Annotated in this window: 20 protein-coding genes; 6 read left to right on the forward strand and 14 right to left on the reverse strand. The window is 36.1% G+C overall.

Translation table 11 applies throughout. The features are described from left to right. Window positions 1-12: 12 nt before the first annotated feature. The 3 genes from FW754_RS08835 (at window position 13) to FW754_RS08845 (ending at window position 1,846) form a co-directional block, all read left to right on the forward strand. Entirely contained in the window at window positions 13-891 is an 879-nt protein-coding gene (locus tag FW754_RS08835; RefSeq protein ID WP_409511467.1) for an RluA family pseudouridine synthase, read from the forward strand. A 104-nt stretch (window positions 892-995) separates the two neighbouring features. Then, the gene (locus FW754_RS08840; protein ID WP_409511383.1) at window positions 996-1,307 is read left to right on the forward strand and encodes a type II toxin-antitoxin system RelB/DinJ family antitoxin; all 312 of its coding nucleotides are present in this window, start codon (window positions 996-998) and stop codon (window positions 1,305-1,307) included. A 95-nt stretch (window positions 1,308-1,402) separates the two neighbouring features. Then, the gene (locus FW754_RS08845; RefSeq protein ID WP_409511384.1) at window positions 1,403-1,846 is read left to right on the forward strand and encodes a GNAT family N-acetyltransferase; all 444 of its coding nucleotides are present in this window, start codon (window positions 1,403-1,405) and stop codon (window positions 1,844-1,846) included. Between the two features lie 4 nt (window positions 1,847-1,850). Here the strand turns inward: FW754_RS08845 and FW754_RS08850 are convergent, their stop codons facing one another. Further along, window positions 1,851-2,573 carry a pseudouridine synthase gene (locus tag FW754_RS08850; RefSeq protein WP_446324428.1) on the reverse strand — a complete coding sequence of 241 codons (723 nt, stop codon included), beginning with the start codon at window positions 2,571-2,573 and terminating at the stop codon, window positions 1,851-1,853. A 218-nt stretch (window positions 2,574-2,791) separates the two neighbouring features. On the opposite strand from FW754_RS08850, the gene FW754_RS08855 reads away from it, so the two are divergent. Beyond that, window positions 2,792-3,244 (forward strand): DUF441 domain-containing protein, encoded by a 453-nt coding sequence (locus FW754_RS08855; RefSeq protein ID WP_446324429.1) that lies wholly within the window; start codon window positions 2,792-2,794, stop codon window positions 3,242-3,244. Window positions 3,245-3,333: 89 nt separating this feature from the next. On the opposite strand, the gene FW754_RS08860 is transcribed toward FW754_RS08855, so the two are convergent. The 4 genes from FW754_RS08860 to FW754_RS08875 all read right to left on the reverse strand — a co-directional run bounded on the left by FW754_RS08860 (window position 3,334) and on the right by FW754_RS08875 (window position 8,423). Beyond that, window positions 3,334-4,533: an MFS transporter gene (locus tag FW754_RS08860; protein ID WP_446324430.1), complete on the reverse strand. Its 1,200-nt coding sequence runs from the start codon at window positions 4,531-4,533 to the stop codon at window positions 3,334-3,336. Window positions 4,534-4,661: 128 nt separating this feature from the next. Then, on the reverse strand, window positions 4,662-5,669 hold the full coding sequence (locus FW754_RS08865) for a diguanylate cyclase domain-containing protein (RefSeq protein ID WP_409511388.1): 1,008 nt from the start codon (window positions 5,667-5,669) through the stop codon (window positions 4,662-4,664). A gap of 285 nt (window positions 5,670-5,954) precedes the next feature. Next, on the reverse strand, window positions 5,955-6,875 hold the full coding sequence (locus tag FW754_RS08870) for a LysR family transcriptional regulator (RefSeq protein ID WP_409511389.1): 921 nt from the start codon (window positions 6,873-6,875) through the stop codon (window positions 5,955-5,957). A gap of 564 nt (window positions 6,876-7,439) precedes the next feature. Continuing rightward, window positions 7,440-8,423 carry an ion transporter gene (locus tag FW754_RS08875; protein WP_446324431.1) on the reverse strand — a complete coding sequence of 328 codons (984 nt, stop codon included), beginning with the start codon at window positions 8,421-8,423 and terminating at the stop codon, window positions 7,440-7,442. 284 nt (window positions 8,424-8,707) lie between these two features. Between FW754_RS08875 and FW754_RS08880 the strand changes: the two genes are divergently transcribed. Continuing rightward, window positions 8,708-10,063 carry an amino acid permease gene (locus tag FW754_RS08880; RefSeq protein WP_409511391.1) on the forward strand — a complete coding sequence of 452 codons (1,356 nt, stop codon included), beginning with the start codon at window positions 8,708-8,710 and terminating at the stop codon, window positions 10,061-10,063. 276 nt (window positions 10,064-10,339) lie between these two features. Further along, window positions 10,340-10,825 (forward strand): Lrp/AsnC family transcriptional regulator, encoded by a 486-nt coding sequence (locus FW754_RS08885; protein WP_409511392.1) that lies wholly within the window; start codon window positions 10,340-10,342, stop codon window positions 10,823-10,825. Window positions 10,826-10,885: 60 nt separating this feature from the next. Here FW754_RS08885 and FW754_RS08890 read toward each other — a convergent pair whose 3' ends face one another. From FW754_RS08890 to FW754_RS08930, 9 genes are all read right to left on the reverse strand, one after another. Then, window positions 10,886-11,098, reverse strand: coding sequence for a hypothetical protein (locus FW754_RS08890; protein ID WP_446324432.1), 213 nt, complete (start codon window positions 11,096-11,098; stop codon window positions 10,886-10,888). Between the two features lie 502 nt (window positions 11,099-11,600). After that, window positions 11,601-12,824 (reverse strand): sodium/glutamate symporter, encoded by a 1,224-nt coding sequence (gltS, locus tag FW754_RS08895; RefSeq protein ID WP_446324433.1) that lies wholly within the window; start codon window positions 12,822-12,824, stop codon window positions 11,601-11,603. Between the two features lie 292 nt (window positions 12,825-13,116). Beyond that, window positions 13,117-13,338, reverse strand: coding sequence for a hypothetical protein (locus FW754_RS08900; RefSeq protein WP_446324434.1), 222 nt, complete (start codon window positions 13,336-13,338; stop codon window positions 13,117-13,119). A gap of 151 nt (window positions 13,339-13,489) precedes the next feature. Further along, the gene (locus FW754_RS08905; protein ID WP_446324435.1) at window positions 13,490-13,843 is read right to left on the reverse strand and encodes a putative phage abortive infection protein; all 354 of its coding nucleotides are present in this window, start codon (window positions 13,841-13,843) and stop codon (window positions 13,490-13,492) included. A gap of 29 nt (window positions 13,844-13,872) precedes the next feature. After that, complete coding sequence (locus FW754_RS08910) at window positions 13,873-14,628, reverse strand: hypothetical protein (RefSeq protein ID WP_446324436.1); 756 nt, start codon at window positions 14,626-14,628, stop codon at window positions 13,873-13,875. A gap of 70 nt (window positions 14,629-14,698) precedes the next feature. Further along, window positions 14,699-17,338: a bifunctional aconitate hydratase 2/2-methylisocitrate dehydratase gene (locus tag FW754_RS08915; RefSeq protein WP_409511398.1), complete on the reverse strand. Its 2,640-nt coding sequence runs from the start codon at window positions 17,336-17,338 to the stop codon at window positions 14,699-14,701. A gap of 385 nt (window positions 17,339-17,723) precedes the next feature. Beyond that, entirely contained in the window at window positions 17,724-17,993 is a 270-nt protein-coding gene (locus tag FW754_RS08920) for a hypothetical protein (RefSeq protein WP_409511399.1), read from the reverse strand. Window positions 17,994-18,119: 126 nt separating this feature from the next. After that, on the reverse strand, window positions 18,120-18,491 hold the full coding sequence (locus FW754_RS08925; protein WP_446324437.1) for a hypothetical protein: 372 nt from the start codon (window positions 18,489-18,491) through the stop codon (window positions 18,120-18,122). Window positions 18,492-18,627: 136 nt separating this feature from the next. Next, the gene (locus tag FW754_RS08930) at window positions 18,628-23,160 is read right to left on the reverse strand and encodes a translocation/assembly module TamB domain-containing protein (RefSeq protein ID WP_446324438.1); all 4,533 of its coding nucleotides are present in this window, start codon (window positions 23,158-23,160) and stop codon (window positions 18,628-18,630) included. Window positions 23,161-23,171: the final 11 nt, after the last annotated feature.

Here is a 23,171-nt window from a genome sequence, read left to right on the forward strand (position 1 = left end):
TTTACTCCCCCAATGCTGAATGGTGTCACTGCATCTAAAGTTTTTTTGGCTGAAACTACACAATATTTCAATACTATTTTTAACTATCTGTGTGAACAATTTCCACATATTACAGTCACAGAGTGGCAACAACGCTTCAATGATCAACTAATTTTTGACTTAAAAGGCAATGTTTTAACATTAGAGAGTGCCTTTCAAGCCAATACCCATATTTATTATTATCGCTTTTTAGCACATGAAATTTTTGTGCCCTTTCAAGAAAAAATTCTATTTGAAAATGAGGACTTATTGGTGGTTGATAAACCTCACTTTTTAACTATAAGTCCAACGGGGCAATATGTTCAGGAAACACTATTGGTTCGACTTAAAAAAACCATCAATAACCCTGACTTAACCCCCATTCATCGACTCGATCGAGAAACAGCAGGTGTGGTTTTATTTTCTAAAAAGCCAAGTAGCCGTGGTATCTATCAACAATTATTTGCAGAAAAAAAAGTGCAAAAAATTTATCATGCAATTGCACCTTATTATGCTGAATTAATGTTCCCTCAAACTGTTGAATTACGTATGGAAAAAGGTGAACCTTTTTATACGATGAAAATTGTTAGCGGTCAGGTAAATTCAAGCACTGAAATTAATCTACTTGAACACAATCAATCTTGGGCAAAATATCAACTTAAACCGATCACAGGTAAACAACATCAACTCAGAGTCCATCTCAACTCCTTGAATATTCCGATTCAGAATGACCCGTTTTACCCTGAAGTCATTCATAAAGATGCAGCCGATTTTAGTGCGCCGCTACAACTGCTTGCTAAAGAAATATACTTTTTAGATCCAATCACACAACAACCTATGCACTTCCACTCCAATAAAGAATTGACATTGTGATTCCATTGTAATGACAGTAAGTATACTTTTTATCTATTTTCGATTGAAATTACAGCAAATTTGATTAAAATAGGCTGAGAATTTAAATCTGTTTGGCTGTAATTATGAGAAAAACTGAAGTCTACCAAGTACGACTTGATTCACAAGAAAAAAAACAGGCTTTTGCTGTTTTTAAGCAGTTGGGAATTACACCTGCTCAAGCAGTCAGATTGTTTTTCAAACAAGTCGTACTGACAAAATCGATTCCATTTGCAATTGAAAATCAAAGTATCAATATGGAACAATTACTTAAATTAAAAAAAATAAAGCTTGAACAATCCACCGCCCTTTCATCAGAAACAATGGATGACACTACAATTGATGATGATATTTTTGCAGAGTTGAATGCGATTTTGAATGAAAGCGACAAAACTTAACAGTGTTGCATTTTTAAACAATTTTTTAAGTTTCTAGCGTTCACTTTTGGTTATGCTCAATGCAAAGTTTAAAATTAACTGCAAGGAGCATTTAAATGATTGTTCGTCGTGCTGTTCAAGAAGATTTAAATCAACTCGCTGTTCTTTTCGATGAATACCGTCAATTTTATGGTTCGTCATCCAATATTAAACAATCTCATCAATTTCTAAAACAACGTTTTGATAATCAACAAAGTGTCATTTTTATTCATGTAAAAGATGAAACCTTTACAGGTTTTGTGCTGTTATATCTTGGATTTTCTTCAGTTGCTTGTTCAACGTATTATATTTTAGATGATGTTTACGTAACACCTATATATCGCCGACAAGGTTCTGCAAAACAATTGATTGATACTGCAATTTTATTTGCACAACAGCAAAATGCTATGCGCATTAGCCTTGAAACACAAAAAAATAACCATCAATCCCACCAATTATATGAACAGATGGGATTTGTTAGAGACAGTGAGTTTCAGACCTATCACTGCTTCCTAAAATAAACCACTAAATGTCTACCAATGTCTCAGGTGTGTTTTTAGCTGCGAGTATTTGTGCTTCCGTTAAATATATCCATTCACCTTCTGCCAATTGTGAAAGTCTAAGTTGACCAATTTGTGCACGATGTAAGCTTTCAACTTTATTGCCTACAGCAGCAAGCATACGCTTCACTTGGTGATAAACCCCTTGATGCACAGTCATTTGTAATTTACTTTCTGCCAATGCTTTAACATCTGTTGCAGCAAAAATACCTTTTTCATTGCGTAACTCAACCCCACTTTCAAGTTGAGCCATCTGTTCTGTGTTTATGGGATCAACTGTTTGCATTTGATAGACTTTAGGCACATGCTTTTTAGGATGGGTTAAAGCTTGTAAAAATTGGCCATCATCAGTCAAAATTAATAAACCTGTAGTGTCTTGGTCAAGTCGCCCCACACACTGTAAACCTCGGTTAAGTAATACATCATCAAATAAATCAAATACACTAAAATGATGCGTCGACTGATGTGAACATTCATAACCTTGTGGTTTATTTAGCGCAATATAAACCTTTTCACGATATTGCCACGTCTGACCATAGACCGAATAAGTCAATTCATTTAAATCCAGTTTAAACTTAGGATTACTGATCACCTCACCATGGATAGTCACAGCACCGTTTTTAATCAATTGCTGACAGTGTTTACGAGAGCCAAAACCCTGTGATTGCAACATTTTTTCGAGTAACACGGCATAATCCTTTGAATCTATACATTCTGAATCTGCGTAGTGTACCCGATCTAGGGCATGACCTCGTGTAGAATCTTATACGCAGTATTGAACACCTCTATCCCTAGCAACTTAACTTCAATCTTTATGCTGAGTCTTAATCATTTTACTCAACTCAAATTCAATCTAGCGAGTAAAAAGCGTTACAATAATATGCTGTCCTTGTTATCGAAGTTGATATGTCCCATCTCGATTTAAATTTAATTGTTTTATTGGTGCTGCTTGGCTGTGGAATTTTCAGTCACAATACGGCTGTCACCATTGCCGCAGGTGTGCTGATTGTCTTCAGAATCACACCACTGAGTCAATTTTTCCCATTACTACAAACACATGGACTTGAAGTCGGTATTATTATTTTAACCATTGGCGTACTCACACCTATTGCAAGTGGTAAAATTCCAGGAGAGGAAATTCTCAAATCCTTTTTAAGTTGGAAGTCATTACTTGCGATTGCCATTGGAATTTTAGTGGCATGGCTTGGTGGACGTGGTGTTAAATTGATGAGTAATCAGCCTAATGTAGTCGCAGGCTTATTGATTGGTACAGTTGCAGGCGTTGCGTTGTTACGTGGCGTGCCTGTTGGTCCACTCATTGCAGCAGGATTACTCTCTTTATTGATTGGACAGTCTTAATAGATCTAGCTTAACATCTATACTAAGAATCTAGTCTTAGCGCCCCAGCCTTATTTGACTCATTGTATTTATATACTAATTCAGTAATTTTACTCAACAATTGCATCACGTTGAAGATTTAGCGTTTTGGGATGAAATAGTCTTTGACATAAAATCATACCGAAACCAGATAGTGTCGCCATTAAGATTCCAACCCAAAACCAAGAGTCTGCAGAAATTGAAACAATGAATGCAATGACAGGGGGTAAAATGAACTGAGAAATAGATGAAAACTGTAAAACCAAACCAATTGTCGTACTGATAGCAATTGGCTTAGCTACAAAATGAATTGCCTGAGAGAAAATAATCGCAGCAATATAGCCTCCGAATAACGAAAAGCTCAACACTAAAACATATTGTACGATAAAAGGTAAAAATTGCTTAAAGCAATAAAAAGCAATCGCACAGACCATCAAGACCACATAAGCAAATTGCATCAACAATTTTGCCTGTATACCTCGTTGTAGTAACACGCCACACCACGCAGTGCCTACAGCATTACTCATGGCAACAACAGCCGTCAGCACACCTGCCATTTGTAATGAAATTTGATTTTGTTGATAAATAGTCGGTAAAAATCCGACCAAACCCAACCACTGTCCTGCATAAGTACCAAATATCAACGCTAACAACCATGCAGGAGAATGTTTTAAGGTCATAGCAATGAGTTTTTGAATATCTACAGTTTGTCTATGTCGAGGTGGTTCAGGAATTTGAATATAAATAATGAATGCAATCAGTCCGGACAGCATTGCAAAGAACAACCATACCCCCTGCCATCCCATAAACAATAATAAATAGGGCGTACACAATAAAGCGATTCCCATACCACCGCCCATATAGGCACTCCAGAGCCCCATTTTTTTATTAATTTGCTCAGGTAATGTAATTTGACGGATCAATGCAGGCGCACTTGTCGTCACTAATAGAAACCCAAAACCCTCAATAACTCTTAAGAAAAGTAATGCACTTACACTTTGGCTTATACTGCCCAAAATACTTGCACTCGTCAGCAGCATTAATCCTGTAACAATACAACGGCGTAACCCCAATTTTTCTACATAACTACCAAAAAGTAAGGCAAAACACATCCCTGCACCTTGTACCAAGGACAACAGCAAACCTGCTTGAAAAAAGCTAATCTGTAATTCTTGTTGTAAAACAGGTACAACTGGCGGTAATTTTCCAATATGCATTGCAGCAATAAAGCCTGCACAAATAATCCATATATCCTTAGAGCGACCGAACATTTACACAATCTTTTCACATGATTTTTACACTATATATGAAAAAGCACTGTAATTTTAAATTTTTCTTGGTTGAAAATCTTGTGCCATGACTTTCTTAAGAGAAAGAAAGGAATAATACATCCCTAAACTTAAATACTTAAACTCAAAGATTTTTTCTGTCGTTTGTGCGCATACATTTTTTGATCTGCACATTCAATCAGTTGGTTAAGTTCAGCTGCATCCACAGGGTAAAATGCCAAGCCAACACTCGCACCAATGGTTAATTTAATATTTTCAAACACAAAGGGTAAGCCACATACTTGTGCAACCCGATTCATCACAGATGTTGCTAATTCTTGATCGGCAACTGAACTTAAAATCACAGCAAACTCATCTCCGCCTAGACGGGCAACCAAGTCATTTTGACGAGTATTATTAACAATTCTACGGGCAATTTCTTTGAGAGCCTCATCGCCAAGCCGATGTCCATATTGATCATTAATTGGTTTTAACCCATCCATATCAATCATTAAAATGCCCAAAACTTTACCTGCTTGTTTCGCTTTCTCAACTCCTTGTCGCAAGCAATCTAGGAATAATGCACGATTGGCAAGCCCTGTTAAATGATCTTGTGTCGCAAGTTTATAAAGTTCTTGCTCACCAAAACGAGTAGCGTGATACATGGCTGCTGCAATTAGTTCAGACATAAGCCCCAATAAATTCATATCACTTTCTTGAAAAGCATCAACCCGTTCTGAATAGATTTTCAATACGCCGATAGGTTCGCCTGCATGAATCAAAGGTACAACTGCCATGGAACGTAACCCGACACGGCGACATGCTTCACGGTCTACGCGAACATCATGTTCACTGTCCTGACAATACAGCGTTTTATTTTGTTCAATGCACAACCCTGACAGACTATTATGCATGCCTAAACGTAAGCCCAAAAACTGATCTGCACCATTCGACACTGCTCGATAAACCATATCACCATCTTCAGCAAGCTCAACAATCGCACCTTTGGCTTGTGTCATATCTTGAACTTGCTCAGCAACAAGTGTCATTACCGCATTAAGGTCTAAACCCAATTTAGCAATGGCAGTTTGGGTTTGAATCACGGTCATTAATTGTTGCGAGCTTGGTTGCGTAGACATAGATCATCCTAAATACATCTGATCGATTTAAAATTAAAATCTAAAAATGAGTTAGATTTCATGTGATATTTTAAAATGGTTATTGTTTAAAGTATATCCACTTTTTAATATTATCACGGTTAGAGATTAAATAACCCAAATATCGCAGGTAAAGTCATTCTTAATACTACAACTCTAAATCTAGTCAAATATTATTAAATTTTTTAAAATAGTTATTTTAAACAAAAACAAATTCATAATAAAAAGCCCTCTCCGTTTTAAAGGAAAAGGCTTTTTATTGAATATTTAAGCACTGTAATATTGATGACGTTTTTGTGCAAATTTATCTAGTTGTTTTAAAAATCCTTCAAAATAGCTCTTTTCCATCTCTTCAATACGATAACCTGCATATAAAGTACGGCGTAATCCTGTTTTTCCAACGCAGTGCAAACGTCGTGATGTTACCCAACCCTTCTGCTCATATTCATTGACTACCCAATCAGGCAATGCAGCAATTCCTCGCCCACTTGCAACCAATTGAATCAGCATTTGCGTCAAATCGGTTGTACGAATATGTTTCGGTTGAATGTTCGCAGGAAGAAAAAGTTTCGCCATAATATCTAGACGATGTTTATCGACAGGATATGTAATGAGGGTTTCTTCTGCAAGTTCTTGTACGGTAATTTGTTCAGCACGTACCAAAGGATGGGTATTTGACAAAACCAAACGTGATTCATATTCAAAAATTGGAAAATATTCAATACCTTTTAAGGCAATAGGATCTGCGGTAATGAGTAAATCAAACTCACCGTTTTGTAATAATTCATGCGGGTTTGCCTCAAAACCTGAAGCAAAATCGAGATCTACATCAGGATATTGATGGCGATATTGATTCAACAATGGCATCAACCAATCAAAACAACTATGACATTCTGATGAAAAAATAATACGTCCCGTTTGCCCATGCACAATCCGAGTAATATCTGATTGTGTAATATGAATTTGTGGCAAAACATCATCAGCAAGTTTCAATAAACGTTGTCCAACATTGGAAAATGTCACAGGACGTGAACGGCGATTGACCACCTCTACTCCATACCAATGATCTAACTCTTTGAGTTGATGAGAAATTGCTGATGGCGTTAAGCATAGATCATTGGCAGCAGCAACAAGTGAGCCATGCTCACGTAAGGCAGTTAAGGTTTTAAGGTGACGAATTTCTAGCATGAGCGAGGGAGTCCATAAAGCAAAGCTTTATCTGAGTAAAAATTCAAAGCAATACTTTGAATGTCTCGATGAAGTAAAATATTTCAAGTGAATTATCGAACTAAGTCTTCAGTGAGATCAAATAAACAAAACAACAAAGTAAATAATATTCAGTATGACATGAATTTAATGAACAAAAATACAGATGAACATTTTTCAACAATTTTATGAAATACATGAATAATTTTTATCTAAAAGTCAAAACAATAATATCTGAAAATATTTTGAATCAAGAATTAGATATGACGGCAATTTTCTTTAAAGATAAAAACATTGATATCTACAATACTTTTTAAAGATTCATAAAGAGAACTCAACTATCAAAATATTGCATCTAAAAAAATTTCATTTAAATTATCACCTTGTTCAATTTATTAATTTTTTCCAATAATGTGCTTATTTGGCGAAATTTCTTGCCATACATTTAAAAATTTCACTTCATATAATCAATAAAATCTTTTTTGATTAATTATTGGCTTAAACAAATACCATTATAGAATTAATGCTTTCATTATTTTACAAAAGCTAATCAGGTAATTTATAACCACAATTAGGACAAAAACAAAATTTGCTTTTCTCCTTTAAAAGTTCTTTTTCTTTACGTTCATTGATCAGTTGTAAAACAATTTCTTTAGTCTGATCAACAGATAGGCCAACATCTTTACGAATTTGATCAATCTTTTGTGAATCATCAATAATATCGATTTCACAATTTAATAATAAATCACGAAAGCGTATTTCCAATTGTTGTTTACGTTGCTCTAACTCACTCGCTAAACCACTTGCCAGAATCCCTGCAGGTAAAGCGGCTAAACCAACCCCAAGAATAGTAATTAGCGCACCTAAAAATCGCCCCGCAGGTGTAATGGGTGTCACATCGCCATATCCAACTGTGGTCAATGTCACCACAGCCCACCACATAGACGCAGGAATCGAGCTAAAAACTTCAGGTTGTGCCCGACTTTCAACCACGTAAATACCTGCTGCCGCCATCACAATCATAATACCAAGAATAAAAATAACCGCTTGAAATGAACCTTTTTCACGCTCAATGACACGCAACAAAATTTGTAGGGACACAAAATAACGAGTGAGCTTTAACAAGCGTAATAGACGCAGTGTTCTTAAGAATCGTAAATCTATTTGTACAAAGAAATTGATATATGCGGGTAAAATAGCCAGTAAATCAATAATCGCGGCTCCACTCGTGATATATTTCCAGCGTTGATGCCATTCCGAATCGAATGGATCTTTCTCGACCACACTCCAAAAACGTAAGATATATTCCACTGTAAAAATCAGGATAGAAATATTTTCAAAAATATCAAAATACCATTGATAATCTTTATAAATTTGATTAACTGACTCAAGTAAGACCGCAATGACATTACCAATGATCAAACTAATCAACGCATAGTTGATACAACGACTAAATAGCGTTTCATTTTCTTCATCATGTAGATTGTCATAAACAAATTTACGGAGGGTATACCAAACGGTCAATCTCATGTGCCATGCTTTTATTTTTTCTAAGCCATTATGTTAATCGGCACACGAGTAAAAGACAAATTTACCCACGGTAAATGAATGTTTATTTCTAATGCAGTTTTAAACCGCATATTGCGCTCAAAATACAAACAGTCATTTTTTATTCATAAATAAAATTTCATTATTCCATAAAAAATAATTATAGTTATAGCGTTTAAATTTTGCCGTTTTATTGTAATTCGACTAATGCCAACGACAAGTACATTTACACCTTTTTATCTTTTTGCAAAATACATGGATTATTGATGTCTACTCAACAGCAAAGCCAACTTAAACACGGGCTAAGCAATCGACATATTCAGCTGATTGCCTTAGGTGGTTCTATTGGTACTGGGCTCTTTCTCGGTATTTCACAAACCATTAAACTTGCTGGCCCATCTGTAATTCTAGGTTATGCCATTGCAGGTCTTATTGCCTTTTTCATGATGCGTCAATTGGGTGAAATGGTCGTAGAAGAACCTGTGAGTGGTTCTTTTAGTTATTTCGCCTATAAATTTTGGAGCCCATTTGCAGGCTTTATGTCAGGTTGGAATTATTGGGTACTCAATGTTTTGGTGTGTATGGCTGAACTGAGTGCAATTGGTTTATATGTACAGTATTGGTGGCCTGAAATTCCAACATGGGTTTCTGCCTTAGGCTTCTTTATTTTTATCAATATCATTAACTTGATGCATGTAAAAGTCTTTGGGGAAATGGAATTTGCCTTTTCCATCATCAAAATTTTAGCCATTATCGGTATGATTGGTTTTGGCGCATACTTACTCGCAAGTGGTCATGCTGGAGAAACCGCTTCTGTGAGTAATTTGTGGGCTTTGGGTGGCTTTTTCCCTCATGGCTTATCTGGCTTAGTCATGGCAATGGCAATTATTATGTTCTCTTTTGGTGGCATTGAATTGGTTGGTATTGCTGCAGCAGAAACCAAAAATCCAACGCAAACCATTCCTAAAGCTGTTAATCAAATTGTTTACCGTGTTTTGCTATTTTATATTTTGACTATTTTTATATTATTGTCACTGTTTCCATGGAACCAAATTGCTGAAGGCGGTAGCCCCTTTGTCTTAATTTTTGATTCTTTGGGCAGCCAAGGCGTGGCAACTGTACTCAATTTTGTAGTACTCACTGCAGCAATTTCTGTTTATAACGGTACGAGTTATGGCACAAGTCGCATGTTGCTCGGACTTTCAGAACAAGGCAATGCGCCAAAATTTTTAAGTAAAATCAATAAGCGTGGTATTCCTTATACGGCTATTTTAGTCTCAGCACTGGTTACTGCAATTTGTGTATTATTAAATTATTTATTTCCAGACAAAGCTTTCAAATTGCTCATGAGCCTTGTTGTTTCTGCCATTGTGATCAATTGGATGGTGTTATCACTGACTCATTTGAAATTTAAAAAGCGCATGATTCAATTACAAAAAATGACGCTTTTTCCAAGCCTCATGTACCCTCTGAGTAATTATATCTGCGTTATTTTTATGCTCGGTATTCTTTGTATTATGTGGATGACGCCCGATATGCGTATTGCAGTTTTGCTGATTCCACTCTGGATTTCATGTTTAAGTTTAGCCTATTGGTTAAAACAAAAAAGAGTGAAATCTTAATATTAAATAATTGAATTGCAATACTATATTGCATGCTAATCGGCAAAGTCTTGAAAATAAAATTGAGGTACACAATGCATCTTGAGTGGCACCCTTCCGCTAAAGATGCATTGCATACAATCAAAGCCAATCTCCCAAATGCCTTTGATTGAATAGGATTATTTTAATACGCTGCACTATAGAATGTTTCCCGAATTTAGGTTTAATCTTTCTATTTTTCAGAATAAAATTTCATTTTTTCAATCATTTTTGAAAATATTTTTTGTGACAATCGATATGAATGACAACCGATACTCTCTAGACAAAATTGACCGAAAAATTTTATCGGCACTTCACAAAGATGGTCGTTTGACCATTGCACAACTTGCAGATTTGGTAGGTTTATCATCCTCACCGTGTTGGACACGAGTTAAACGCCTTGAAAATTTAAAAATTATTGAAGGTTATTCAGCAAATATTAATCCCAAAGCGATTGGTATCGATGAGTTATTTTTCATTGAAATTACGCTTGAACGTCATGATGATGAAATTTTAGAAGATTTTAGTGATGCTTTAGCCAATATGCCCGAAGTCGTAGAAGCACACCTAGTCACAGGTGATTATGATTATTTGGTTAAAGTTGCTGTGAAAAATGCAGAGCATTATGAGCGATTCTTACGTAAAAACTTATATTCAATGAAAGGAATTCGCCATACTCGGACTATCTTTGCATTAAGACCACTTAAAATAGCCAATAGTGCTGACTTAATGATGATTGAGTAATTCTGTAATGTAGATCAAGACCATATACTTATCAATATGGTCTTGATCTACCATAAATGGCTAATCAATAAACCCATCTTTTTTAAGTTGTTTCTCAGACAAATATTCACGAATAACCAATGTTGTAATCACAATAACGACCACCAATATTCCTGCCGTTAATGTCAGCTTAGCAAAAACTTCTACACAGAGTAGTTTAAACAATAATTGTGCAATCGAAAAACAACGCCCATAAATTAAAATATTTAATGCACTAAAGATACCGTATTCCACTTATTTCGCTCTAAAATCACAATATAAGCTTCGTGTTTCCAAAAAATTGATAGATATAGAATATCTTTTCCGTAGTCTTTACTTCCCAAGCTTCGGTAGTATTTTAATTTAAAAAAAATTGTAAATTTTATTGAATCAACTTTTCAAGAACCCAATAACAATAAGCAAAGAATACTTTCTTGATAGCTAATTGCCTTATATTCTTTTATGTTTAAACTTCTATATTATTAATGTTAAATATTTCATAAATTTATGTTTACTATGCATATTTATAACCAATATTAAAAGAATATATTCCGTGATAAATATTCCAATTTATGCTTTAATACTCATAGTATGAGATGAGCCTCTACAGTATGTGCCCTAGATGCACATACGACTAGCCCCTAACCATGGGGCTTTTTAATGTCTATCTTTAGATTATTTACATTATCATTCCAAAAATACGATTAAAAAAAGCACCTTGAGGTGCTTTTTTATTTTTAAGATAAAATTAGAAATATTAGCTCAAAATACCAATTGAAAATTGAATGACAAAAGCATTCACAATATCCACGAAAAATGCCCCGGTAAGTGGAATAATCAAAAAGGCCTTATGTGATGCACCATAAGTATTGGTTACTGCTTGAATATTAGCAATCGCAGTTGGTGTCGCTCCTAAGTTAACGCCACATTGCCCTGCACAAAGTACAGCTGCATCGTAATTTTTACCCATAATGCGAAAAGTCACAAAGTACAAATAGAGTGCCAAAAATATCGTCTGAACAATTAAGATAATGACTAAAGGCCCTGCTAAATCTGCCAAGAGCCATAATTGTAATGACATTAATGCCATGGCTAAAAACAGTGCTAGTGAGGCATTACCAAAGACATCAATACAGCGCTCAAAGACCTGAACCTTCAAACCATGTTCTAAAATATTACGTAAAATTACACCACACATTAGTGCCCAAACAAACGTGGGTAATTCAAACCACTGTCCTTTAGCCAGTGCTGTCATGAAGTAAGCAAAGCTGATACAGATGGCGAACATCCCCATAGTTTTTACCGCATCATCGGCTGTAATTAAGCGGGTCTTTTCTGGATACTCGAACGGCGCTGTTTGTGATGCAGGTGGAGCTTCTTTTCGACCTATTTCAGGGGAAAGCTCTTCCGCCAATTTGTAGCGACGTATTAGGAATTTTGCCACTGGCCCACCCATCATACCGCCAATGACTAAACCAAATGTAGCACTCGCCATACCTAAGGCAATAGCCCCTTGTACGCCATGTTCCTGCTCAAAAACCGTTCCCCATGCCCCCGCTGTGCCGTGCCCACCTGTTAAAGTAATAGAACCTGTAATTAAACCCATCAAAGGATCCAAACCTAAAGCTTTAGCAAGACTTATACCGACTACATTTTGCAGCAAGACAAAAATCACCACGCAAACCAAAAATATAAGTAGTGATTTACCTCCTTCTTTGAGTTTAACCAAGCTTGCACTTAAACCTACAGAGGTAAAAAACATCAGCATAAATATTTGCTGAATTTTAGTGTCAAAATTAACCGTAACATTAAAACTTTTGAATAATAAGTAGGTAATTAAAGCCACAACTAAGCCACCTGCAACAGGTTCAGGAATATTGTATTTCTTCAGGATGCTAACTTTGTTGACAAATATATAACCAACAAGGAGTACTGCAACGGCAGCAACTATGGTCATGAAGGCATCGAATTGATAATTCATACGATATCCAATAAGTCTTATTTATCTAATTTTAAACGGATTAGTACGTTATGGACAGGACTTTATTTTCCACTTTGATATTTTACTTATACTAAGATAATTATTTATACAAATTACATAAAGGAAAAATATCGAAAATTAGACCAAAATCTTGATCTAATTTATTAAAATCATGGGCAATGTCTATAATTTAGCTTTATGCATTAAAAATTCTATAGTTAGATATTTCAATAAAGTAAAAACCTTTGAGTATATTATTTAAAAATTAATGATATAGAGTGCAAATAAAAAATTACTTAGAATCTATATCATACACCCAGTTTCTAGCTTGCTGGTCTGTAGTAGTTTCACAAACATAATAATTGTCATCTCTTAAATCAGGATGAAAAATTTCCAATTTTCGATACATCACTTGCTTTGAGCTTTCTAAACATTCAAATTTATCACCTTGATCTTTCAAAGCTGAACCATTCAGAAAGCCACCAATACATAAAAATCGAGTTTGTTTTGCCATTTGCTACGTCAACTTTTTGAAAAATATAATATGAAAATAAAAAATAATTAATGTTCAGTAATGTAAAGATCGTGATATCTTTTAAATCAATTAAGCATAATCCTATTTAATTATATTCAATACTAAGTATTAACATTATAGCATCAAAATATTAAGTAAAACCTATTTTCACATTCAATTGGTGTTTACTAAATTCAAAATAGTTCCTCATAAAAATATCAATATCTTGATTATATTCTTTTCTAATGCAACCAGAATTCTCGATTGCTATTTTTCTAACTTCATCTTCCAGATTAAACCAATAATCACTTCCAAAAAAATCTTTCGGAATATTTTTTACTAATTTATACTTAATAATATATTGTGACCAATCACTTCCAAAAACACTCATACTATTCACTAATAATAATGCTTGCTCAAATGTATTTAATTGTACTCTAAAGTTTTTAATATAAGATTTTTTTTGATCTAATGATAAGTCTTGATCAGAGTCAATAAACTTCACAATGTGAAACATATTTCTGAAATAATGTCCTAATCTTGACTGATGCCCCCAAATAGTTTGAACTTAAATTTAAAGTTTTCTTTAACATCGTTTCTAAATTTCTCATCTGAAAACAATCCAATGACATCATCAACATTAAAGTTATTTTCAAATTTCAGCAGATAATTCTTTAAAATTTTGCTTGACCGATCCCCACATCCTAAAAACATGATTAAAAAAGCTATATTTGCATAAATAATTTTCTCATTTATACCAATACAATTTATTTTTTTGAATATTTCATATTTATCCATTTTTTTAAGTATAATTAATAGTTTTTTGTCACGTTCAGATATATTTTTTATTTTAAAATTTACTAATTTATATTGTTCACAATATTTTTTTATACATAATATTTTTACAATACTTTCTATTTCTCTAAACATATTTAAAATAACTTTCGAACCTTCCAATTTAGAATTTTCTAAATCAATAACCATTCCATTTACATTTTCTTTATGCATAGTTAGTAAATGATAAAATCTATCTTCCAATCTTTGTTGTTTTACTCTTTTCACTTCTTCCATATAAACATTATATGAATACTTAACAGCTAAAACTGTAAGTAAAACTATAATCAACGATGTAATACCAGATATATAACTACCAATATATCCAACATTTACAATGTAACTATCTTGATTAGATACATTTATTCGTTGTACGGCAGTAATAAGGACTTTTAATATAAATCCACCTATTACCATAAATACAAGTATCAATAATCTTTTTATCTGCTCATTCATATAAATTTAAAAAAAAGGGCTGAATAATCAACCCTTATTTTATACCACTTAATTATTAATTTTCAATAAATTAAGTCAACTGAGCAGCAGCAATTTTCTTCGTATCAATATCTTTAGCAGCATCTGTATACTCGCCCATCTTATCGAAGCTTAAGTATTGGTAGATGTCAGCAGACATGCTGTCAATTTGAGCAGCATATTCTTGATATTCTGCAGGTGTTGGTAATTTACCAAGTACCGCAGCAACAGAAGCAAGTTCAGCAGACGCTAAATAAACATTAGCACCTTGACCTAAACGGTTCGGGAAGTTACGCGTAGAAGTCGAAACACAAGTTGTGTTCGGTGCTACACGTGCTTGGTTACCCATACACAATGAACAACCTGGCATTTCAGTACGCGCGCCAGCTTTACCATAGATGTTATAGAAACCTTCTTCCATCAATTGGTGTTCATCCATACGAGTTGGAGGAGCAATCCAAAGACGAGTGTTCAACACGCCGCCAGGAACTTTCTCTAACAACTTACCAGTAGCACGGAAGTGACCAATGTTTGTCATACATGAACCAACGAATACTTCGTCAATTTTCACGCCTTGAACGTCAGATAACAATTTTGCATCATCTGGATCGTTTGGACAGCAAAGAACTGGTTCAGTAATTGTCGCAAGGTCAATTTCATATACTTTCGTATATTCAGCGTCAGCATCAGCTTTAAGAAGTGATGGATTAGCCAACCATTTTTCCATGTTTTCAACACGGCGCGCCATCGTACGAGCATCGCCATAACCTTGAGAAATCATCCACTTCAACATTGTGATGTTAGATTTCAAGTATTCAGCAACTTTCTCTTCAGAAAGCGTGATTGAACAACCAGCAGCTGAACGTTCAGCAGAAGCATCAGAAAGTTCGAATGCTTGCTCAACAGTCAGGTCATTTTCCATTTCTGTTAAGTCGATCTCAAGGATACGACCAGAGAAGATGTTTTTCTTACCTTTCTTCTCTACAGTTAAATCACCTTGTTGAATCGCAACATAAGGAATTGCATGTACAAGGTCACGTAGTGTGATACCAGGCTGCATTTTACCTTTGAATTTCACAAGAATAGATTCAGGCATATCAAGTGGCATAACACCAGTTGCTGCAGCAAATGCTACAAGACCAGAACCCGCTGGGAATGAAATACCAATTGGGAAACGAGTATGTGAGTCACCACCTGTACCAACAGTATCCGGCATTAACATACGGTTTAACCAAGAGTGGATAATACCGTCGCCTGGGCGTAAAGATACACCACCACGGTTCATGATGAAATCAGGAAGCGTGTGTTGCATTTGAACGTCAACTGGTTTTGGATAAGCAGCTGTGTGACAGAAAGATTGCATAACTAGATCAGCAGAGAAACCTAGGCAAGCTAAGTCTTTCAATTCGTCACGTGTCATTGGACCAGTTGTATCTTGCGAGCCAACAGTCGTCATCTTAGGTTCACAGTAAGTACCTGGAAGTACACCTTGACCTTCTGGAAGACCACAAGCGCGACCAACCATTTTCTGTGCTTGAGTAAAGCCTTTGCCTGTTGCAGCAGGTTGAACTGGCGCACGGAACAAAGTAGAAACTGGAAGACCTAAAGCTTCACGCGCTTTAGTCGTTAAGCCACGACCAACGATCAAGTTGATACGGCCACCAGCACGAACTTCATCAAGAAGAACTGGCGTTTTCAATTCAGCTTCAGCAATCACAGCGCCGTTTTTAGATGCAGTTACTTTAGCAGCAGCATGATCAATATTTAGAACGATTTCGTCGCCCATGTTCATGTTTGCAACATCAATTTCGATTGGCAATGCGCCAGCATCTTCCATTGTGTTGAAGAAAATCGGAGCGATTTTAGAACCTAAGCAATAACCACCGTCTTTTTTGTTCGGGATGTGCGCAATGTCATCACCAAAGAACCAAAGAACTGAGTTCGTTGCAGATTTACGGCTTGAACCTGTACCAACAACATCACCAACATAAGCAACTTGGTTGCCTTGTGCAATAAGTGCTTTAATTTGGTTAAGTGGACCAACTTCACCAGGAACTTCTGGATTAATACCATCACGTTCATTTTTCAACATTGCATTTGCGTGCAATGGAATATCTGGACGGCTCCAAGCGTCTTGTGCAGGTGACAAGTCGTCTGTGTTTGTTTCGCCAGTTACTTTGAAAACTGTAAGTTTAATTTCTTCTGGAACATCTTTACGAGTAGTGAACCATTCAGCATCTGCCCAAGACTGCATAACAGCTTGTGCATTGGCATTGCCCGCTTTTGCTTTATCAGCAACGTCATGGAATGCATCAAATACAAGAAGCGTTTTTTTCAATGCTTCTGCAGCTAAACCAGAAAGCTCTGCATCATCAAGTAATTCAACTAAAGGTGCAACGTTATAACCACCAAGCATAGTACCTAGTAAGTAAACCGCACGTTCTTTAGAAACTAATGGTGAAGTTGCTTCGCCTTTAGCAACGGCTGTTAAGAAAGCAGCTTTTACGTATGCAGCTTGGTCAACACCTGCTGGAATACGATTTTCAAGTAAATCGACTAAGAATGCTTCTTCGCCTGCTGGTGGATTTTTTAACAACTCTACCAAGTCAGCAGTTTGAGCATCGTCAAGTGGCTTCGGTGGGACTCCGAGTGCGGCACGTTCAGCAACGTGTTGGCGGTAAGCTTCTAGCACGGTTTATTCCTCTTTTTTAAAAAATTGCCTCTGAATTCCAGCTTGTCAAAAGCTTCACAGGCAATATGGACAGTCAAATTTTACTAAAAATCAAGCCAAAAGTTAATGCAAAGATCGTGTTAATTCGTGATGACCATTATTTTATAAATAAATACTCATCTGATTGTCATATTAAACAACATATTCTTTGAAATAACTTTTCATTTGATGCCGAAATTCACTATTTTTCAGCATTTTTGAAAAATAGATGTTTAATTCGCCTTATTTTGTCAAAAGTTTTCTATTTACAAAAAATAGATTTATTTTTACATTACTTTTGACTTGATTGAGCAACAAAAAAAGCAACTCAATGTTGCCTTTTTTATCTGTAAAAGTACATTACACCTTAGTGTACAGTGGTTTTCGCTAAATAGCTTTTAAGTTGATCACGACATCCTTCAAATTTGATTTGAATTTCATCTTGATGTTGCATGGCATGATCAGCACAGGAAAATGTGATATTAACTTGAAATAATTTGGCTTGCTCATCAATAACATTTTGAAATACGACTTGATCACCAAGGCTAAGCACATAATGACTGCCACCAACGATCGCAACACCCTGTTCGTCTTCTAACAATAAATCTGCATTGTGTAAGTATGCGACTACTTTCATCTCCACCACTCCTTTGCAAACATCTATTTTAATATTTTATATATGCTTTTCTCTTTTTATGCTAATCACTTTTTCTGACAATACTTGTTTATAATTCACACTTATAAGATATAAAAAAACCGTTCCTTAGAACGGTTTGTAATCGGGCATCTTTTTCGGATCATGTGGTGTGTTGACACATTGCTCATAAGCTTCTTTTTTAAATCGTGCCTGAACTGCATCTTTATCTGCTTTTAACTCAGCATCAGGTAAAGCATAGATCTTTTCAAGGTATTCCAAAACAAAACCTTTAGTCGTAGCATCTGTCACTTTGTTTGCATAGTCTATTGCTTGTTGTTTGGTAATGCCATTTTGACGATCGAGCGCAATCGTTCGTGCAGCATTTCCAATACTTGTGCAGTAACCTTGCCAAATTTCTTCAGGGGTTGCAGGTTTCTTTTCGGCACAACCTGACACCAATAGTGCAGCACTTATGCTCAAGATCACTAAACTTTTCATTACATTCTCCTGTTGCGACATATCATACTGAAAAAACTTTCTAAAAGGGATATTTTCCAAATTTTCATCGATTGATTGCTTTTTCATACGCATGAAAAAGCTCGAAGCACTTAAGGTTATCGAGCTTTTATCAAATTTAGAAACGCCAATGATAGAACACGTCTATGGCTTTTTCGAGTGATTGACTTGCTTCAAGATACAAACGTTGATTCATTTGATAACGTAAGGTTAATTTATTAACAGGAGTAAATACCCCAACACCATAACGAATATATAAGTCAGGTGTAATATAGCCCGTCAAACTGACTTGTGTATCATCTCCTGTACCTTGTGCGTCAAGTGCCAAGCCACTTAAACCAAAAGTCTGACCAATTTGATTGGTAAAGGCGCGTGTACCTCCTAAACCTAAACTAATTCCTGCCGCTGCAATGGTATTATTAACATCGGACTTAAAGCCATCGGCATTGCTTAATCCACTCGATCCTTCATTAATTCGCCCTGTAATCAAGGCATTCATTGCTTCTTGATCCGATAAGCCTGCATCATTATAAACTTGAATATTTGGGCTCACCGCTGTGCCTGTAACACGAACTCCTACAGTACTACCCTGAATCACTTTGGTTGCATCTACGTCGAGCGTTGGATTGGACAATGCTCCATTAAAACGCGCAATTGCACGATTCAAATCTAACCGCTGACCATAAGCTTCAATGGTCACTTTACGTCCTACACCAATCGCACCATTGGCACGCATTGCTGTTTCAAGCCCTCGTTGGGTCAAATACACACGCCCAAGTAGTGGAATACGACTATTAAAGCCCTGAAAAGTAACCTTATCACCTAATTTCACATCGACATCAGCACGTATATCCCAAGGCTGTGCTGCTTTGAGTAAGGCAAGTTGATCTTGACCTTCACGAACGATACGAGCATCTGGACTCACATTAATCACTGTTGCACTCGCCTCAGGCATTGAAATGAGCGCAGCAGGAATTGTTACATTTCCTTTGACAGTTAAGCGTTTACTTAATGGCAATACATCTACAGACAACTCAGTATCAACCAAAGCGGTCACTAATGAAGCCTGTTGAATCACTAACTTATCGCCTTTTAATGTCAATTGAATATGTGGATCATTTTTCCAATTTATACCGCCCGTTAACGTCCCTACACCACGACCACTGTTAAATGCACCATTAATTGTTGCAACATCTTGGCGAATCGAAGAATAGACTTGAATATTGGTTAGGTTTACAGGCAGTGAAATCATGCTGATACTGCCATTTTTCAGACGCATTTCCCCATCAAATAATGGTTTGCTTAATGTGCCTGAAATTTTACCCGCAAGTGCCAACGTCCCGTCCATTTTACGGACATCAGCGATAAACGGTTTTAATATTTTCAACTGCACATCATTAAATGCCACTTCACCACGCATTGGTTTTGCATCGGTATAAGGATCAATAATGACATTGGCATAGCCTGTACCAATATTGGGTGCTTTCAAATCCACACGCATTTGCAAGCCACTCGGTATACTTTTCGCAATAATACTTGCCTCATCATAGCTAAGTGTTGAAGCAGCATCATCAGGATCGTCAGCAGCAACACCAATGACGCCACTTTTCGTGACCATTTTGACATCAATTTTAGGACGCGTACCTTGTGCCCAAGAGGCTTTAGCATAACCATTGAGCTTGCCTGTCATAGCTAAGCCTTCTGGCATAAATGCACCAAAGTCTTTCAAATCGAGATTTTTGGTTAAGAATGACACATTGCCTTTAGTTTGACTCGCACGAATGGGTTGATCAAAACACAATTGGCTTTGTTGACTCGACCAACAGTGCTGTCCAACATACAGTTCTTTATTTGCAGTGGTATAAATAATTGGTGCATTTTGATCTTGTATAAGATGTACACGCACAGAGTCAAACTCACCTTTTTGAACTTGCCCGAGCCAATCATTTTGTGCATTAAAACCACCCGCCATTTGCACATAAAATTTTGAATAGTAGTTCCAACCTTGTAATTGGATTAGATGTGCTTTTCGTGTTCCCGATAACGTCAATGCGGCATATTGAATTTCACGACCACCACTTCGTAAAGTATCCATTTGCGCAACCATTTTTGCTGGCGTCGTCATTGATGTTGGTAATTCACCTTTTAAACTCAGTTTTTTGATACTCAAACTATTTTGATAACCAAAATTATCTATGGCAAGATTTGCCGTTGCACTCAAACTTGGTTTGGCTTTTATATTTAAATAACCATGTGCTGTACCACGTAAACCTGGATATAACTCATATAGAGCTGGTGCATTGATATTTAAGCGTAAGTTTTGGGAATTCCCAGTCGCTTGAAGCTGATTATTAGCATAAGCAAGTAATAAGTTATTGGCTTCAAATTGTGTCGGAACAAAACCATTTTGATCACTATTTAAAATGACAGCCAAATTACCACGTCCACGCAAAGGCTTATTATTGATCATACCTGCAACATTGAGCTGTTCAATGTTGATTTTCTTGATTTGATCACTCCATATACCTTGCGTTTTTACATTACCAGAGACTTCACCACGAACGGATGAAACAAAATATTGTGGTTTAAAGTGTATCAATGAAGCATTAATATTCCAGCCAAAACCATTGGCAATTTGCACCATTCCACTCGCAACCACTTTACCTGCGGCACCATCGTGTTGCAGGTTTTCAATATTGAGCAACTCAGGTGTACCTGAAACCTTAAATTTCAATACGCCATTGCCCTGTGGGAATTGACTCGTATTTAATGCACCATCGTATTTCACTGCAAAACTTTTAAAACCACCGCCTGCTTTTTCGTTATTAAAGATAAGGGCAGCTGTACTTGTTCCTGTCAGTTTCAATGTTTCAGCTTTGGCTTGATTGACCATTTTGCCTGTTAAATCAATCGACTGAAATTGAATAATTTGCTGATTTGGCACAGCATAACCATTGGCTTTAACTTGACCATTCAATGAATTGATTGGTGCTGCACTTGCAATACTTTGCGGATTAAAGTTTTGTGCGTTTAATAATGCATTCCATTTTAGTTGACGTTTTTCATCAGGTAGCTCAATCACGGCATTACCCGTTAAACGACCTTGATCTGCCTGATAGCTAAACTCAGGAATGTGTAAATTATTATCTTTTAAATCTAACTTCGCTTGATATTGTCCCGCAGGCAATGTCGCTTGCTCATGCTTACCAATGGTTGTTGCAACTTGAATGTTCTGCTGTCCTTCAACCAATGCCAATTTTACATTGCCCGAGTCACTACTTAGCCATCCAATATAAGGCATCGCCCGATCAATATTTTTCCACTGAACATCCATCAATATTGGCTGTGCTTTTTTCGCTTTTTCTTCAGCCTGTGTAAGGTTTAAATTCCAAGTTTCAAACTTGTCAAAATCAACATTTGCACCTATTTGCATACCTTCTTTTAATGCACCTTTCGAGGCAATATTGGCATCTAATGATGGTGGTAAAAAGTCTCGAATCGCTTGTGGAATAATTTTATCTTTCGGACTAATACGATCTAAACGCCCTTTAAGATCCCAATGCACATGATCTTCCCAACTCACCATACCTGCTAAATTAATCGCACCACCCATCAATTGACCATTTAGATTGGTAATATTCAATTGATTTAATAAATCGGTACTCATTGAAGCCGTATATTGACCTTGTGGAATATTTTTTCCACTAATATCCGTTTGCACATCTAAATTGAGCTGTTCAATATTACCATTAAATGTCGCTGTGCCTTTTTTAGACATTAATTCTTGATCTAATAACAATGGCCAGTGATAGTCTTTGAAAATCAATCCACCTTTCATTGGCACATGTGTACGCATGGGATGAACCACTGCCCAACCTGTCAGCATATCGGGTGTTTTTGTCGCAATACCCGCTTTAATCGTATCTAAAGTACCGCGAGCATCGACATAAATATCTTCAACATTTAGGCTTTTCAGTGATGGTAATTTTACAATTGCTCTCGCATTAATTGGATATTTACCTGAAAAATCCATTGAACCTGTTGCATTTCGTACAGATAAATAACCCATATCTGTTTTTGCATTTTCAAAGGTTAATTGAGTTCCTGCCCACAATGCTTCATGCAACTCAATATCATTAAAATCGACTTTAACACCTGATGATGTTGCAATCTGCAAATGATCAACCGTTGCATCATCAATACGTAATACAAAAGGTAATTTAATTGGAGTAAATTTGAAGGGTTCATCCGATGGTGGCGATTTCATAATAATTCGGAGATTATTGACATCACCGTGGCTTAAATGAATTTCTTTATTCACAATAGCACGCCAACCAAGTGATACGTCAGCCCGATCAATTTTGATATCGACAGGTTTTAAACTCACAATAATATTTTTTAAAATAATTCCCTTGAGTAAATTCCCACTTTCATATTGATACTGAATAATACTTTGTTTTGATAAAACACGATCAAGTAAAAAACGACTTCCCTTGTCCGTTGAAAACATCAGCGTCAAAGTCCCGACTAAAATCAACAACAAAACACCAATCCACACCAAAGAACGGCGTAACATACTACGCTTCTGCTTAGGCGTCATTTTAGGTTCTTCCTGTGGTGTGTTAGGTTCTTGCTGTTCAATTTCAGCCATAATATTTCAGT

The organism is Acinetobacter sp. 1207_04 (assembly GCF_052850415.1).

What these genes read in the sequence shown, in the direction of transcription:
- FW754_RS08835 (WP_409511467.1), top strand. Translation starts at nt 13, where the DNA reads ATGCTGAATGGTGTCACTGCATCTAAAGTTTTTTTGGCTGAAACTACA.
- FW754_RS08840 (WP_409511383.1), top strand. Translation starts at nt 996, where the DNA reads ATGAGAAAAACTGAAGTCTACCAAGTACGACTTGATTCACAAGAAAAA.
- FW754_RS08845 (WP_409511384.1), top strand. Translation starts at nt 1,403, where the DNA reads ATGATTGTTCGTCGTGCTGTTCAAGAAGATTTAAATCAACTCGCTGTT.
- FW754_RS08855 (WP_446324429.1), top strand. Translation starts at nt 2,792, where the DNA reads ATGTCCCATCTCGATTTAAATTTAATTGTTTTATTGGTGCTGCTTGGC.
- FW754_RS08860 (WP_446324430.1), bottom strand. Translation starts at nt 4,533, where the DNA reads ATGTTCGGTCGCTCTAAGGATATATGGATTATTTGTGCAGGCTTTATT.
- FW754_RS08865 (WP_409511388.1), bottom strand. Translation starts at nt 5,669, where the DNA reads ATGTCTACGCAACCAAGCTCGCAACAATTAATGACCGTGATTCAAACC.
- FW754_RS08870 (WP_409511389.1), bottom strand. Translation starts at nt 6,875, where the DNA reads ATGCTAGAAATTCGTCACCTTAAAACCTTAACTGCCTTACGTGAGCAT.
- FW754_RS08875 (WP_446324431.1), bottom strand. Translation starts at nt 8,423, where the DNA reads ATGAGATTGACCGTTTGGTATACCCTCCGTAAATTTGTTTATGACAAT.
- FW754_RS08880 (WP_409511391.1), top strand. Translation starts at nt 8,708, where the DNA reads ATGTCTACTCAACAGCAAAGCCAACTTAAACACGGGCTAAGCAATCGA.
- FW754_RS08885 (WP_409511392.1), top strand. Translation starts at nt 10,340, where the DNA reads ATGAATGACAACCGATACTCTCTAGACAAAATTGACCGAAAAATTTTA.
- gltS (WP_446324433.1), bottom strand. Translation starts at nt 12,824, where the DNA reads ATGAATTATCAATTCGATGCCTTCATGACCATAGTTGCTGCCGTTGCA.
- FW754_RS08900 (WP_446324434.1), bottom strand. Translation starts at nt 13,338, where the DNA reads ATGGCAAAACAAACTCGATTTTTATGTATTGGTGGCTTTCTGAATGGT.
- FW754_RS08910 (WP_446324436.1), bottom strand. Translation starts at nt 14,628, where the DNA reads ATGAATGAGCAGATAAAAAGATTATTGATACTTGTATTTATGGTAATA.
- FW754_RS08920 (WP_409511399.1), bottom strand. Translation starts at nt 17,993, where the DNA reads ATGAAAGTAGTCGCATACTTACACAATGCAGATTTATTGTTAGAAGAC.
- FW754_RS08925 (WP_446324437.1), bottom strand. Translation starts at nt 18,491, where the DNA reads ATGAAAAGTTTAGTGATCTTGAGCATAAGTGCTGCACTATTGGTGTCA.
- FW754_RS08930 (WP_446324438.1), bottom strand. Translation starts at nt 23,160, where the DNA reads ATGGCTGAAATTGAACAGCAAGAACCTAACACACCACAGGAAGAACCT.